This window comes from Acinetobacter brisouisimilis, assembly GCF_000368265.1.
GTDB lineage: Bacteria > Pseudomonadota > Gammaproteobacteria > Pseudomonadales > Moraxellaceae > Acinetobacter.
Genome location: NZ_KB851219.1, coordinates 1,123,870 through 1,140,601 on the forward strand (window position 1 = coordinate 1,123,870; position 16,732 = coordinate 1,140,601).

Annotated in this window: 8 protein-coding genes, 1 pseudogene and 1 CRISPR repeat array; of the genes and pseudogenes, 1 reads left to right on the forward strand and 8 read right to left on the reverse strand. The window is 39.7% G+C overall.

Annotated features, from left to right (window positions below):
• The first annotated feature begins 6 nt into the window (after window positions 1-6).
• A CRISPR array of direct repeats spans window positions 7-394; the repeat unit is 28 nt; unit sequence CTTCTAAGCTGCCTACATGGCAGTGAAC.
• Window positions 395-525: 131 nt separating this feature from the next.
• The 6 genes from cas6f to cas1f form a co-directional block, all read right to left on the reverse strand.
• Window positions 526-1,140, reverse strand: a complete 615-nt coding sequence (gene cas6f / locus F975_RS09020; protein WP_004752515.1) for a type I-F CRISPR-associated endoribonuclease Cas6/Csy4 — start codon at window positions 1,138-1,140, stop codon at window positions 526-528.
• Window positions 1,140-2,180, reverse strand: coding sequence for a type I-F CRISPR-associated protein Csy3 (gene csy3 / locus F975_RS09025; protein WP_004752517.1), 1,041 nt, complete (start codon window positions 2,178-2,180; stop codon window positions 1,140-1,142). Before csy3 ends, cas6f begins: the two co-directional genes overlap by 1 nt.
• Window positions 2,181-2,182: 2 nt before the next feature.
• Window positions 2,183-3,283, reverse strand: coding sequence for a type I-F CRISPR-associated protein Csy2 (gene csy2, locus F975_RS09030; protein WP_004752519.1), 1,101 nt, complete (start codon window positions 3,281-3,283; stop codon window positions 2,183-2,185).
• Entirely contained in the window at window positions 3,283-4,617 is a 1,335-nt protein-coding gene (gene csy1 / locus F975_RS09035; protein ID WP_004752521.1) for a type I-F CRISPR-associated protein Csy1, read from the reverse strand. The genes csy2 and csy1 overlap by 1 nt, the downstream gene beginning before the upstream one ends.
• A gap of 448 nt (window positions 4,618-5,065) precedes the next feature.
• Window positions 5,066-8,581 carry a type I-F CRISPR-associated helicase Cas3f gene (gene cas3f, locus F975_RS09040; protein WP_004752523.1) on the reverse strand — a complete coding sequence of 1,172 codons (3,516 nt, stop codon included), beginning with the start codon at window positions 8,579-8,581 and terminating at the stop codon, window positions 5,066-5,068.
• Window positions 8,578-9,546, reverse strand: a complete 969-nt coding sequence (cas1f, locus tag F975_RS09045) for a type I-F CRISPR-associated endonuclease Cas1f (protein ID WP_004752526.1) — start codon at window positions 9,544-9,546, stop codon at window positions 8,578-8,580. The genes cas3f and cas1f overlap by 4 nt, the downstream gene beginning before the upstream one ends.
• 439 nt (window positions 9,547-9,985) lie before the next feature.
• Between cas1f and proP the strand changes: the two are divergent.
• Window positions 9,986-11,464 (forward strand): annotated as a pseudogene (proP, locus tag F975_RS15490) (glycine betaine/L-proline transporter ProP).
• 55 nt (window positions 11,465-11,519) lie between these two features.
• Here the strand turns inward: proP and F975_RS09055 are convergent.
• Window positions 11,520-12,623 (reverse strand): beta-ketoacyl-ACP synthase III, encoded by a 1,104-nt coding sequence (locus F975_RS09055; protein WP_004752532.1) that lies wholly within the window; start codon window positions 12,621-12,623, stop codon window positions 11,520-11,522.
• A 25-nt stretch (window positions 12,624-12,648) separates the two neighbouring features.
• Entirely contained in the window at window positions 12,649-16,500 is a 3,852-nt protein-coding gene (gene hrpA / locus F975_RS09060; RefSeq protein ID WP_004752534.1) for an ATP-dependent RNA helicase HrpA, read from the reverse strand.
• Between the last annotated feature and the right edge of the window lie 232 nt (window positions 16,501-16,732).

The following is a 16,732-nucleotide window of genomic DNA, read 5'->3' on the forward strand; positions in this document are numbered from 1 at the left end:
TATAATCTTCTAAGCTGCCTACATGGCAGTGAACTCACATGGTTATGCTGATGATCGTGTACTTAACTTCTAAGCTGCCTACATGGCAGTGAACGCTAACTTCTCTGATGAACTAATCAGTCGAATCTTCTAAGCTGCCTACATGGCAGTGAACGACGATGTTTGTATTCACGACGTGCATACGATCTTCTAAGCTGCCTACATGGCAGTGAACCATATTTTTGTATCATGTCGGAATTTTGGACACTTCTAAGCTGCCTACATGGCAGTGAACTACGGAGAAAAACAATGACAATCTTAAAAATACTTCTAAGCTGCCTACATGGCAGTGAACCATTACAAGGATTGGCTAGCTTCATTGATCAACTTCTAAGCTGCCTACATGGCAGTGAACAATAAAAATATCACAAAAAATAAAGCTATAACAGTGAGTTAAACCTAAAATCCAGCAAAAGGCCAAAGTTTTCACTCACCACTATAACTTATTGATTTTATTAAACTGTTAAAGAGTAAAAAAATATTGGGTTAAAATTCGGGTACAGATGAAACGGAACTTAGCCCATAGGTACTAAAAACCTGAGTTTCAGATTTTTCTGCAATTTGTTTTTCAATAAATAATTTATAGTGATGTTTACAATTTTCTGCTAAGTCTTTCGAGCTGCTATCACTGAGCATTTGGATATAAGGTAAATTTGTTGTTTTGACGAATTTACAATAATGAGCCAAGGCATCTTCATAACTATAACGCCCTTTTCTTGCTTCAGCACGAGCAAGTCGTTCAGCACTACTTTTAACTTGTTTCCGTTTATAGATTGCGTAACCAGTTACTTTGTCCATAGGTACGGCTTTAATGGAACTAATATGCACATAATCAACATAACGACTCAGCCATTTTTGTACTTCTAAATGGTTAAACATATCTTCAGATGATGCAAAAACTCGTAGCTTCTCACCAATGAAACCAGTACTTTTTTTAGGGTCAAACCGATATTGAGGAAATGAAAAACCAACTTTAACGGTATTTTCAGCATTCTTAATACTTGCTAAAGCAAGATGTAACTGTTTATAAATTTTAGACCATAAAAAGTGTATTGAAATATCATCATCAGGTAGAAATTTAATTTCCAGATAATATTTCATTATTTATCACTCTCACCGAATACACCGCCACGGACTAAAACAGACATCACATAATGTTGCTGCTCAATAGTAGGTACTTTATTTTCATTAACCCAAGCATCAAACAAACTATAGAAATCTTGTTTCTCTTTTGGTTGACGGTATGCCTTTCCTTCAGAAGTTACCGAACCATAAGGTTCGACTGCAATTGGTTTTTCGGCATCTGGATACCATGTATCAATTGTACGTAGTGCATTACCAATTTTCTGTGAATGCAAACCTGCTTCTTTGTCTTTCACCGCATATAAAGTTTTACTTTTTGCACCTTTAGCATTACTTGTATCTAAAATAAGTTCCTGTGATGGATAGACTTCTTGCCCCTCACCGAGGCGTGCAAAACCTGTCACTTTTAATAGAACATGTTCATCACCATTTAAACCCGCTTGCACCCAGTTTGATAACTCATCAAACTGTTTTTGCTGATCTGGATGAACTGTAATTTCATTTAAACGATTACTGAGTGCGTCAAAATTTAAAGTATTTTTAGGTTGACCATCTACAATACGTGCGACTGATACAGTGACATTTTCCGCACCAATACGATTTCGCCACAAGAATCGTCCATTTGCTAAATTCACAGCATAACGCTTCGCCAATTCAATAAATTTATTATCTGTTTGATATGCTGAAACTACAGTACTTAAACGCTCCGAAAACCCTACATCATTACATGCAGATGGCTGTCCTACATTCGGCAACACACGTAAGGTAAAACTTACAGCGACGGTGTCCTTACCTTGAGGCAAAGCTGCAACATCTACTGTTTGCAAATTCGCTTTATTCACTGCAGCATCAATATAGGCAGGATCAATTTCTTTGCTATTTTTTGGGCGGTTTGAAATCGTACCACGTACCGATTTTTCTTGAATCAAAATTGCTGTTGTTACGTCATCTTTTGCAATATCAGCCCAATTTACTGCAAACATACGACCATCTGACGGATCTAGATGACGGTTAAATGAAAGGACTGATGCTGTTTTTAATTTGTCGTTCTTTGCCATGATTAAAATTCCTCTTCTTCTGTTTCAAATTCAAATGAATGATTTTCTAGTTCATCGACTGATGATGGGTTTAAATTTAATTTTGGAGCAAATGACTGTACTAATTCATACACCCCATTTTTAGGTTCTGTATTGTAATTCCATAAAATGTCTACAATATTCTTGATACGATGTGGGCTTTTCCATTCACCAAGACTCAGTAATGTTTCTACAAAAGTTGCTGGATATTGATCATTTCTCAACCCATTGACCATACCTTGTGGCTGTATTTCAGTCAGCGCAGCATAACCAATTGGAATTGGAACCAACCACCCTTGTAAATGCTCAGGTCGTGGACGAATTTGCCAATTTCCTTCGGCCACATCTGTTGAGTCAGTATTATTATTTGCTGTACTGACAAAATTTAATCGCTGAATATCTAGTAAAGTGTCGAGTAAATTTGGTTCGCTTTTCTGCGTATCTAGATAGTGAGCATATTGTTTCAACCAAGCTTGATGTGCCGTTAATACTTCGTGACGATGCATCAAGGCAAAACCAGGTAATAAATAATGACGTAATTGTTTGGTTTTATCTTCAGCATCACTGGATAACCAATTGACCAATTTTGGTTTCATACGTTTGTGCGGAAAAATAGACCCTCCTGCCAAGCGCATGCCATACACCAATTGATTCAATTTTTCCAATAAAGTCTGTGTTGCTAAAGATAAATCCTGATCATTCGCAGATAAATGTTGATCTAGCCCATCACCTGCCAAACCAATCACCAAGCTGACGTCCATATGCCCCTTGCCTTCTTCAATTATTGCAGGGGTTGAACCATCTGACTTTAAAGGATGGCGCGCTAAATTAAGCTGATAAGGTGAATAGCGATAACTACTACTTTTGGTTACTTGTGGAATAAATTGATGTGAAATAACTCCAATACCACAACATTCAATCTGCTGATATTCCGCAACCTCATTCAACTTTCGCTGCAAATTGTGCATAAACCCTGTAAATGCACTGGGCGCAGGAAAGCCCCATGTTAAATGACTACTAACAATCGACACATTTTCAACATTTAAGCGAACGATATATAACGCTTTAGAATAGGTTTGAGCCATTATGCAAACTCCTCTTTCAACAATTGGAGTTTTTCACGCAAAATCAATGACCATGCACGATCTTCATTGTCATCTAAATCTGTCAATTTTGCTTTTTTGACCAAAATTTCGCTCAGCCAATTCCCAAAGTTATAACCAATTTCTTTACGCCAGTCTCGTTCACGATACGCGTGTAACCATACTTCCTCATCTTCGGTTAATTCATTCGCATCTTCTTTATCAAAAAGTGCTTCTCGATAACCACGATCTAGCCAGAAACTTTGCGCAGCACTAAATTCCTTTGTCTGTGTCCATCCTGCAACAGCACTTTGTTGCAACTCGAAACTCAAATCAATCACACAGTCTGCTAACTCAGCGACCAATGCATCACGTTGGTCTCGAAATTCAACGGTATTACGACGATCTTCTTTTCGATATAACGCAATAATTTTGTTCAATAGCGATTTTACATCTTTACGGTTGATTAAATATCCTGAAAAAACCGTATCGCCTTTCGGTAACGCAAACACCTGACCTTGCCAAGTGGGAGGGATAGATGGCATTAACCACATTAAACCACGGCGGTCACTATTTAATTGTGAGATATTTTGTGGCTTGGAACCACCAAAATTTTGCACTAATAAATTTGGATACTCACGGCTTTCTTGTGAGTGATTTAATTTTTTAAAACGTGCTTCACGTAAAATTTTGCTGTTTTCACCAAAACGATCATTCGAGATTTGCTGATATGCACGGTGCACTAATGCACTTGGATATAACAAAACCAAGGTGTGATAATCATCTTGCTGTACAGGAAACAAAACTTGCTTAGACAAACGTCCTGCATTTAACTCAGTGGGTAACTGACTAAAAGCCAAGAATCGCTGATAACGAATTTCAGCCAAATCTTTGTTTAGTGCGAGTGCGACTATAAAATCAGTATCAGCATTTAAAAGACGATCCAATAAAGTCTGTTCTTGGAACTTTAACCGCAATAATTTAAACACATCTAAAACAGCAGCATTACCAATCACATCTGCTTCAAGTTGAACACCTTGTGAACCCACATATTCATGTGTTTGTTCAGTCACGTTATAAAACATGGCTGATGCTTTCGAATCAGGATGATGCTGTTTTGGCGTATGCGTTGCCAACCGCAATTGGCTTATCCGCAAACTTGCATCTTCAAGCCATGTTTCAACTTGATATTTTTCTAAGAGTTTCTCACGCTCTGCTACATCATCCGCTTTCAGTTTTTCAAGCTTCTCATTCAAACGCCCCTGAATGTATTGCTCAATTAACTCACGAATGCTGGTAGGTTCAGAGTCCGACACTCCGTCTACTTCTTCGTTCATTTTTATACTCAATAAATTTCTTAATACAAAACAAGCTTTTTTTTAGAATCCATTTCTTGCTATCATCTACGATAGATTGACTATCGCAGATGATATGTAACTGCAATTGATTAGACTCTTCTAACCAAATGTATGCCAAACATCATTTCCTCCTCACCCTTTTGGGTAGTGTGATCTAGCAGATCGGTAGTTAATTTAAATTTAGAGATTGCCGTCTCTATATCCCTAAGTTAGCTAATATCATTAGTAGGCTAACGATTATTAATTAATCATAGATCTTTTGATTTAGCAAGAGATCTATTTCAGTTTCTCTTGATCTAAGTTTTTACTTAGTAATATAGAACCGTTCACAGCCATATAGGTTGCTTAGAAATACTAATGAAAATAGCTGACTCAGCTAAATTGTTCACTGCCATATAGGCAGCTTAGAAGTCTTGATTTATCAGGGTTATTCCCTGATAAACCCAAGCCAATCATGGTATAGCCATTTTCGTTGTCCTGATAATTCAGGCAAAGTTAAACTCAAATAACGTCCACAATTTTCAATCCAACTCCGTTCATTTGAATTTGTATCCAAATATTTTATTAATGATTGTTCGGGATCTTGATTCGGCCAACAATGAATTTGAGTATTTTTAAAGAGCTCAATTTTTCTGACAAAACTTTCTCTTTTTAACCAGTTGCCTGTTTTATCGTTATATTCACTCAGTTCTAAAGGCTGTTCTGCTTCTGCTCTAAATGCCATAAATTGCTCAGCTTGTGACTGTCTAAATTGACTCAAGCGTTGCAAAACTCCTGTGTAATGAATCGGAGTATCCCAAAAATCATACGTAGGAAATTTCACTCGTAAACCATTATGAGAAATTTCTGCATCAAGTTTTTGACTAATTCCTCGATTTAGCAGTACATGTGTCATTCGATCATGTTCTAAGTCTGCTAAACGGTAATAGCCTTTTTCTTTTATATAATTTTTCCGAATTTCATCGGGCGTATTAGGTCGTAAACGAGCAGTTGCATCTAAATTTTTTAAATGTTCATCTGCAATCAGTCCATCATTGGCAGTTTGAGTCGAACTTTTTAAAAAATGTCGTGATACTTGAAAGTTTGCATTTTCAAACCCTGGTTTAGAAAAGCATGCCTGATCAGGATTTTTATAATACCGAATATTACTTTCCATCAAAAAGACATTGGTCTGATCATATTTTTCAACGCGATGTCGCCTTGCCCGTCCAGAAGCCTGAATAATCGAACGCATTGATGACGGCTCTAAAATCATCCAGTCATAATCATGGTCACGTCCCACTTCACAAACAGGTGAAGCCAATACCAAGATGATCTGTTGTTGCTCAGGATAACGCTGTAACCAACTCTGAATCATCGGATGGTCATGAGGTTGTTTACCCTGATTACGATCCAAAATTTCATCTAAATATTTTTCAATATTGGCACGTATTAATAATGGAAATCGAGAGTGGTAAACACATAAATGAACTCGGTTTTTTGGATCAATCTTTTGTTTTAAAAGCTGCTGTGCAATGGTTGCTAATGGATCAATATTGGCAAATCGTACTAAACCGACACTATATTGTTTAGCTGTTTTAGGATCGGTAATGCAATTCAGTTGATGTGCTTTTAACACGGTCGCTAAAATTTTTTCAGTAAAAATATCCTGCCATTTTTTTATACTGATTTCTTTTGGTAGACCAACCCATTCTGTTGTACGTCGTTTGGTTTCAGGTGCTTGTTGATTTAAATACTCCACACGTTTTTTAGTAAAGTTTAAATGGGCCTTTTTAAATGTAGCATCAACTTCTGTAGTACTTCTATTTGAGTGACATGGAATCACTTCATGACAAATGCTGGTGGCATTTTCATCAAACCATGCTGCAATAATTGGCTGATCAGGTTGTGTACGATTTTTATTATAGAACTTACGCCCTGAACTATAAGCCAAAAACAATCCATTAATTTCCGCGGGCATTAATGTAGCTGAGGATAAAAGCACCCGACTACCTAGTAAACCAGCCCAATACACCAATCGAGTTAACGCATAATAATCCTCTGGTGAAAAATCGTCGGGTTCATCAAATACTAAATCTGATGACATTAAACGCAGCATAGGCGCAATTTGCTTCCCACCACGGGTACTTTCTGTCGCAGGAATTAAGTGATCAATAGTGCAGCATAAAATCGGGCTCATCAGCATTTTTTTGACCTGATGATTACCTTTCAGCCATTGTGCAAACATATGTTGATTGTCAAGTATGCCCTCAAAATCAATCTCTGCATCATCATAATCTATAAAACTTTCTTCATCAGATAAGCCCACTAAAGATTCTGAACCCATTTGTTCTGCTAACACTGGATTTTGATTCGGGTCTATATTTTGACTTTGTTCTTCTAAAATTTCTGATGAACTTTTTTGACTGTAATGCTCGAATATTTCTTTAACAGCGCCGCCACCGACCATAATGGCTAAATCAGTTTCATCTAAATCTAGTTTTTGACGTAATGCTTTCCCTGTCTGTAAGGTTAAAGTTCTTAAGCCTAATGCAATATTAAAACGTGCACCCTGTTCAGGATCAGCTAAACCATACATAATGCGAGTGTTGGCTAAGGTTTTTCCTCGACCTGTTGATGCAAGATTAACTCCAAAGAATCCATGATTTGGATATTTTTTTTGTATAGTCCGTGCTTCTTGATAAGATTTATCTTGCCACTGGTAATAGCTATTATTGGTTTTGCCTTCAAGACTTTTTTGCTGTGGTAAACGATCAAATAATTCATGTAACCGTGTCATCGCCCCCATAAGTTGCCGTGCATTTTGACTCACACCAACCAAATGATCATCTAGAGGCTGTTTCAAATCTCCAAACTTATCCGTATTCGCAAATCTTTTATATGCTGGATCATGCCATTTAGGTGTTGGTTCACAACTTGAATAATAATGATCTGAAAGCATTAAAACTAAGCGTGAAACATGGCTGATATAAGGATCATCTAGACTTGGTAAAGATGGTAAAGCTAAAAATTGCTTTAACTTCATAGCACAAGCCCTAACTTCTTTAGACCATGTGATACTGTTAAAAGGAAGGTGCTCTGCTGATATATTCCAGCATTTTTTGATATCCTTATCTCGACTCTGATCATCCTGTAAATACTGACGTGGGTAGCACCATTGAAAATTAAGGTCATTCAAAACATTATTAAAGTGCGACCTTTGATACTTGTTATCTTGACTTTCTGCTTGAGCTTTATTTGGAAATAAATAGTTTGGAATTGGTAAGCGGTGGTGAGAAACAATCAACCATGAGGTTAATTTTGCAATTTCAGGTATATCTTTAAATGGTGATGTAGAATATTGAATATAATCATCTTTCACTACATTGATTAACCAAGAAAGATTATGATTACTTGATGATATTTCTGATAATGCACCTATCCAGTCCTCATCAGATTGACCACAAGATTTAACAAAAGCTTCAAATAAACGCAAAGAAATCCATTCATGCCGAAATGGGTCTGCGATCGACTTTTGACTTTTTTTCGCATTCGCTAATTTTTGAGCAAAAAATGGATTGGCTTTTCCAAAATCATGAAATAAAGCTGCAATACGGCTAACCAATGTAATTACGGCGGCTGAATTCCAATTGCTATCGCTATAATCCAGTTTGATCAGTTTAACTGTTCGGTTCACAGGAACAATACCCTGCGCATTAAACTTATTGCGATTCCCTACAATCCAAAGCAACTCGCTTCGCCGCCGACCACGAATCCAGTGACAACTCACAGCGGTACTTTTGGTCACGGTTTTACGTAATAATTTCTTAACTGCAATTAAGCCATCTTCTGTAATTACAGTTTGCCATGTGTTATCGCCTATTCGGTCGGCAAAGGCATCCAACACACGGCGAGTGCGAGGAATGGCTTTCTTTTTACATTGAGAAATAAAGGTCACAATCATGCTTGATCTCCACCTTCAGACAAAGATCGTTGCAAAGCTTGCTCTTTCACCTGATCAAACATAAAGTCTAAACATTGATGCTCAGTAAATTTTTGCAATATCTGTTGGCGAAATTCTTGTTCAGTCATTTTCTCTTTGGCACAAATAAATGCCCATGGCAGCACAATTGCATCTTTAATCAAATCTGCCACATCAAATACCAAAGCACCGCGACGGGTTTTACCATGCATCACAGCAAAGCTATGCGAAATCCCCAGTACCCAAAGTGTGGTTGCTGCTAAACCATACGCCAAGTAATTCCCATGATTGAGAAAATCATTGGCTAAATCGCCTTGTTCGGAATTACGCTCAAAACCAAGCTTGCAACGTGTTGCCGCAATTTTATAAAGTTGTTTGGTGGTTTGTGCTTCGACAAGCAACAAATCGCCCACTTTATCCTGATGTGGAATTTTCTTTTCAAACTGAGAGAGTGCTTGTTCTATATCTAAATCATCAAGATAAAAACCTTCAGCTTGTAATTCTCTGTCTTTTGACCAAATTTTACGAACATATGCAATACGTGCATGCTGGAACTGCTTTGCCACTTGCAAGCGTTTCGCTTCATCAAACCAAAACTGCATCCACCCCTGCATGTACTCCGTTGGGCGATACTCACTTTGTGGCGTCATCCACTCAATTTCACTTCCCATAAACAGCGGGGTTCCGCCGCCACCACAAAAGCCTACCAAAACACCTGCACTAGCAAGCATTCGCATTGCAGCTTGAGTAATTGATGTACCTGTACCCAGTAAAATCACTGTGGTGTTCGCGATAGGAATATTCCAATATTGATTTTCATTTTTAGCTTCAGTCAAATATAGTACCCGACCATCTTTTTGCATGACACGTGCATGTTCAAGGTAATAGACATTTGCACGTTTTGAATGAAGAATGGCTTTTAAATCTGATGGATTAAGTTGCTGCATTGGTATTTTATCTTTTAATAAATTATGGATCTGAGTGTATGCCAATCAAGGTAAAAATGAAGCCTGATTTCATTTTAAGACGACAACCATTGACGTTATAGTTCAGGGTTTAATTTGGAAATGTAGGTACAAAATTCCTCCCCTCAAGCTACTCACATAAAAATAAATAAAATTTCATTTGATTACAAAAAGCCAGCTTTTTAGCCACTATTTGTAAGCAGAACTTAAACATTTTTATCTTTTATTCAATTATTATAAATAAATGTTTGAATTTGTTTAACTTTAAATTAAGCATTATAAGAAAAAATAAGTATGAGTTCATTTCGCTTTTTCTAAAGCACTTATTTTCTCTTATCATGTTGAAACAATTTCTTGTCAATCACCGACCGTTTTTTCAAAAGCTGGTCAGCTTTTGCTCTCTGATTTCACAAGGAATATTATGCGCAAATTAAGAAAAAAACCTCAGCCCTTACAAATTGATGATATCAATATCATTGATCAGCAAAAAACTAAAAAGGCGATTACTGCTGCTGCAATCGGTAATGCAATTGAATGGTTTGATTTTGGCGTCTATGGCTTTGTCGCGTTCGCACTGGGTAAAGTGTTTTTCCCACATGCTTCACCAAGCATACAAATGATTTCGGCACTGGCAACGTTCTCAATCCCGTTTATTTTTCGTCCATTAGGTAGCTTGTTTTTTGGTGTTTTAGGCGACAAATATGGTCGGCAGAAAATTCTTGCCATCACCATTATTATTATGTCGCTGAGTACCTTTGGTATTGGGCTGATTCCAAGTTATGCCAGTATTGGGCTTTTGGCACCTGTCTTGTTGTTTATTGTCAAAATTGCACAAGGTTTCTCAGTGGGTGGCGAATACGCAGGTGCCAGTATTTTTGTTGCCGAATATTCACCTGACCGTAAGCGTGGATTTATGGGTAGCTGGCTGGATTTTGGTTCGATTGCAGGTTTTGTACTCGGTGCAGGTCTGGTTTCCCTGATTACTTTCTTTGTAGGCGAAGACCAGTTTTTAGAATGGGGCTAGCGTTTGCCATTTTTCTTAGCCCTGCCACTGGGGATGATTGGTTTATATTTACGCCATGCTTTAGATGAAACACCAACATTTCAACAGCATAGCGAATCACAGGAAAAGCCTCAAAAACTCAGTATTCAACAGGTTTTTAAGCAGCATTCGCGCAGTTTGTTTATCTGTATGGGTTTAGTGATTTGTACCAATGTCAGCTACTACATGTTACTGACTTATGTGCCAAGTTACTTGACGCACAACTTAGGCTATTCAGAAAGTCACGGCGTTCTGATTATTATTGCTGTGATGATGGGCATGTTGTTTGTACAACCCATGATTGGCTGGCTGAGTGATCGCTGGGAACGCCGCCCATTTATTTTCATGGACAGTTTTATGCTGATTTTCCTGTCTTACCCTGCATTTTTATTGCTAAACAGCCATGTCATTATTTTAGTTTTCTTGGGGTTACTGATTCTTGCCCTATCATTGAATATGCTAATCGGGGTGATGGCTTCGACGCTACCTGCGTTATTCCCAACCGCGATTCGTTATAGTGCACTTGCCAGTGCCTTTAATATTTCTGTGGTGATCGCAGGTTTAACGCCAACCTTAACCGTAGCACTGGTCGAAACAACTCAAAACCTAATGATGCCAGCCTACTATCTAATGCTCTGCGGTATGTTCGGTTTAGCCACAGCATTTTATTTAAGAGAAACTGCCAACAAACCACTGACAGGCGCTGCACCATTAGCAACCTGCGAAGCTGAGGCTCAGGAGTTACTAGAACAATTTCATGATCATATTGAACAGAAAATTGATATCCTAGATCAGAAAATTGGACATTTACAACGTAAACACCAAAACCTAGCTGATCAGCATCCCAAAATTAACTAAACCTGACCCAATAAAAAAGCCCAGAATTTGGGCTTTTTTATTTGAAAGACTGCAATTAAGCGACTTTTTTCAGCAAGACTGTACCCACTGAATAACCTGCACCAAATGAACTCAAGATTGCATACTCGCCGACTTCAACTTCATGTGCCGTTTTATGCATCGCAATTATTACGCCTGCTGAAGAAGTATTGGAAAATTCATCTAAAATAATCGGTGCACGGGCAGCTTCTGCCTGTTTGCCTGCCACATATTTCAAAATCAGTTCATTCATGTTGGCATTGGCTTGATGTAACCAGAAACGCTTGATTTGATCAGCATTTAGCTGATTTTTCTCAAGTTGCTGGTTGATCATTTGTGCAACCAATGGGCACACTTCTTTAAACACCTTACGCCCATCTTGGTTAAACAGCAAACCATCCCCAAAGGCATCTTCGCAGCGGTTTAAGAAGCCAAAGTTATTGCGAATATTGTTGGAGAACTGGGTTTGTAAATTTATATCTACCAACTCAAAACCTGCTTTATCCGCACTTGCTTCAATAATTGCCGCAGTTGCCACATCACCAAAGATAAAATGACAATCGCGCGATTTGAAGTTGAGATGTGCCGAGGTAATTTCAACATTGACCATTAACACACGGCGCGCACCCGCCTGAATCGCATCACGCGCCTGTTTCAAGCCAAAAGTCGCTGAAGAGCAGGCAACATTCATGTCATAGGCATAACCCTTGATCCCCAATGCCGACTGAATTTCAATCGACACCGCAGGATAAGCCCGCTGCATGTTGGAACATGCCAAAATCACTACATCAATATCGTCTGCCGTGACATTTGCCTGTTGCATGGCTTGTTGCGCTGCAGTCACGCCCCACTCCGCTTGTAATGACAATTCATCATTACTGCGTTCAGTCAAGCGTGGGTACATGCGGTCGATATCTAAAATACCCGATTTTTCTACCACATAACGGCTTTTGATACCTGATGCTTTTTCAATAAACGCTTCGCTTGAACCCTGCAATTCTACAAGCTCACCTTTGGCAATTTGCTCGGCATGCTGTTGATTATAGCGTTCTACATAAGCATTCAAGCTGGCGACCAGCTCCTGATTGCTAATCGCTTCGGCTGGATGAAATAACCCTGTCCCTGTAATACGAATGCTCATGTCAAATTCCTCAATGATTCAAAAATCAAAGACCCAACTGTTGCCATTGCTTTTGCAAGCGATTTTCGGAAATTGGCATCTTGGTTTTCATGGGCTGTGAAAATAGTGAAATTCGCAGCTCTTCAACCATGGTGTACAATTCACGTAGTCTTGGGTCATTTTTATGCTTGAATAATTTTTCCATCCAAGGGTCGACCTGATCAATGGCAGCATTATCTCTTTGCAAGTTATTTGGTAGACGCTCCAGTCGCATTATGAGTGCTTTCAAATAACGCGGGAACTCTTGCCACAAACTCAAAGGTTGTGTATAGACGAAATTATCCAGACGCATCAAGTCTAACTGGTCTTCAATATCGTCCATATTCTTGCCAAAGATCCCTTGATCAAGCGTAAGTAGTTGACGGCGAATGGTTTGCCATGGGATCAGAATGTCATTTAACAGGCTTAAAATATGCTGACCATGCGTCAAAAACTGCTTTTTGACTTGCGTGACCAATTCTGCGAAGGCTTTGGCATCGACAGGTAATTCATTAATCACTTCGTCCAAAGTGGCATAAACCAACATTTGTTCCAGTTTAGCTTTATCACCGAGTGGCGAATAAGCCAAAGCCAGTGGCTTAGAAATCTGTTTTTTCAACTGTCGAATTGCATCGCCCAGTTGCAAATGTACTAAACGGATCACCCCTTGCTTATGCTGATGCATGGCTTCGGCTTGATCATTGAAGGTCTGAATCACTACACCCGATTCGTCTTTGGCATCTAGCTCAGCAAAGGATTTGGTCGGGACAAGTGCCTGAAATTGCTTGACGACCACGCCCGTAACTTTCTGAGCCGCTTCAAACACGAACTGTTCAGGGAAGGTTTGAAACTCACCCTTAGACTGTTTCACAGGTCGATGAGTTTCTGTACGACAACGCACCTTGAGTTCGGGCAGATCGCGCCCTTTTTCAATCACGCGGCCTTTTTCATCTACCACCACAATAAATGGCATAAGATACGGATCAATGCGTTCAAACGAGAAATCTTTCTCTGTAATTTGTTCACCACGTAGTGCAAATGCCAGATATTTAAAAATATGCTCACGTAAATGCACCGCATCTACAGCGTTCAATAATTTTTTAGCGGTGTCTGGAATCGGCACGATATTACGGCGCTTATCTTTTGGTAAGGCTTTGAGCAAAGCCTCGATCAAATCCAAACGCCAGCCCGGAATTCCCCAAGACCAGATATTTTCATCAACCTGCGGCAGTGCCTGAACTGGAATTTTGACCGTTGCCCCATCTTGATCATGACTTGGGTCAAAACGGTAACTGGTGGCTAAACGCAGCTCACCATTATGCAAATAATCAGGGAATTGCTGTGTGGTTGGGCGATCACTTTGCCAAAGTGCGTCATTTTCCACAAACAGGTAACGTGGCTGTTTCGGCTCAATGGTCGCATGCCAGTCTTCAAAAGCACGGCGACTGGCAATTTCTTCAGGCACACGCGCTGCATAAAATTGATAGATGGTTTCTTCATCCACCACTAGATCACGGCGACGCAATTTATCTTCAACGCGTTCAACTTCCTCAAGTTTGAGTAAATTGTGCTTCAAAAATGGCGGCATGATGCCCAAGTGACCTGTCGTTAAAGCATCACGCAGGAAAATTTCATGCGACGCTGCGTGATCAACCTTTTCAAAATTAATCAGGCGTTTCGGTTCAATAATCAGACCAAACAGTGAAATTTGCGCATACGCATTCACAATCCCCGACTTCTTCGACCAATGTGGCTCAAAGTAATGGTATTTGAGTAAATCACGTGCTGCCAGCAAAATCCATTCAGGGTCAATCTTCGCCAAGGTACGCAAATACACCTGCGAAGTTTCCACCATTTCAAAGGCCATCACCCATGAAGCGCCTGCTTTATGCAGACTACTGGCAGGGAAAATACGCGCTTTTTGCTGACGCACCGCCATATAGACATTACGTTCATCGGTTTTGTTGGCAATAAACGACAGTAACCCCGTGAGCAAGGCACGGTGCAGGTTTTCATAACTGGCAGGCTTGTCATTCCACGACAGTTTTAGACCTTCAGCCAGTTCAACCAACTGCTTATGGGTCTGTCGCCATTCACGTAGGCGCAGCCAACTTAAAAAATGCTGACGGGCAAACGTGCGACGTTTGTTTTCCGTCATCACTTCACGATTGCTTTGTAGCGTATCCCAAAGTTTCAAATAAAACAGAAAATCTGAATCTGCTTCTTTAAATAAAGCGTGCTTCTGATCTGCCTGAGTTTGTTTGTCGGCAGGACGTTCACGTGGATCCTGTACAGCCAATGCGCTGACCACCACCAGAATTTCCTTGAGTACCCCAAAATGCGAACCTGCAATGATCATACGAGCTAAACGCGGGTCAATCGGCATTTTCGTCATCATTTGCCCGACTTTGGTCAGCTCATTTTTACGTTCGCTCATCGCGCCGAGTTCAACCAGAAGCTTTCGACCATCATTCACCAGACGATGATCAGGTGGCTCAATAAAATCAAATTCTTCGAGATTGCCCAATCCCAAACTTTGCATCTGTAAAATCACCGATGCCAAGTTGGTTCGCTTGATTTCAGGTTCGGTAAATTCTGGGCGACTTAAAAAATCTTCTTCGCTATACAAACGAATGCAGACACCTGCCGCAATACGACCACAACGACCTTTACGCTGATTGGCAGCTGCTTGTGATACTGCTTCAATCGGCAAACGCTGCACCCGTGAACGATAGCTATAGCGTGAAATACGCGCAAAACCACTATCAATCACGTAGCGAATATTGGGAACTGTCAGCGCGGTTTCGGCAACGTTGGTGGCAATAATAATGCGTCGACCTGACCCACCTGGATTGAAAATCTTCTGCTGTTCAGAAAGCGCCAAACGCGCATATAAAGGTAAAATTTCAGTATGACGTGGGCCATATTTTTGCAAAGTTTCTTGCAGCTCACGAATTTCTTGTTCTGTACTGGAAAAAATTAAAATATCAGCATGTTCTGGATGACCCTTTGCGGCAGCATCAGCAAAACATTCTTCAACGGCCTGCACCACAGCACGTGGTAAGTTTTCTTCAAAGTCATCGAACTCATCGTCATCACTCCCGCCAATATTCATCTCAGAAATTGGGCGATAGCGCACTTCTACAGGGAAACTGCGCCCTTCGACTTCAAAAATTGGGGCCTGACGGAAATATTCACTAAAGCGATTTACGTCTAATGTTGCCGAGGTAATAATAACTTTTAAATCTGGGCGTTTTGGCAATAACTGCTTCAAATAGCCCATAATAAAGTCAATATTGAGAGAGCGTTCATGCGCTTCATCAATAATAATCGTATCGTATTTCGTTAAAAAACGGTCATGTGCCAGTTCCGCCAGCAAAATCCCGTCCGTCATTAAACGAACGATTGAATCATTTGAGCCTTGTTCATTAAAACGGATTTTAAAACCAATCGACTCACCGAGTTTTTCACCCACTTCTTCGGCAATCCGCTGCGACACACTGCGCGCTGCCAAACGACGAGGCTGGGTATGCCCGATCATGCCTGTTAAGCCACGTCCTGCAAGCATGGCAATTTGTGGTAACTGTGTTGTTTTACCTGAGCCTGTTTCACCCGCAACAATAATGATCTGATGCTTTTGAATGGCAGCAATCAGGCGCTCAGCATACTGGGTAACAGGTAAATCTTGGTTGAGTTTAATTTTGGGTAAGCGTTGAAACCGCGCTTTTACCTGTGCATTCGATTTCTCAAATAATTCTTGGTATTGCTTTTGATCTGCATCCTTCGTTTTGCCTAGTCGATTTAAACGATGTCGGTCACGCACCATAACCAATTGATCTATATTTAAATCACTTTGCACCGAATGCTATCCTCATACATAAAAGTGCCTAGTTTACTCGACTCTGATCGTGATAGAAAGAATTACATTTTCAAGTTTTTTTGAATCAAACTCTTGAATTCAAACCCCTGAATCGCCATATTGAGTCAAAGTGATGCGAAATAGGATTGTGACTGTCATCACCTTGCAATAGATGCACATAACAATCTTGATTGTAAGAAGTGAAAGGTATTGCAAAAATCAATAATTCATT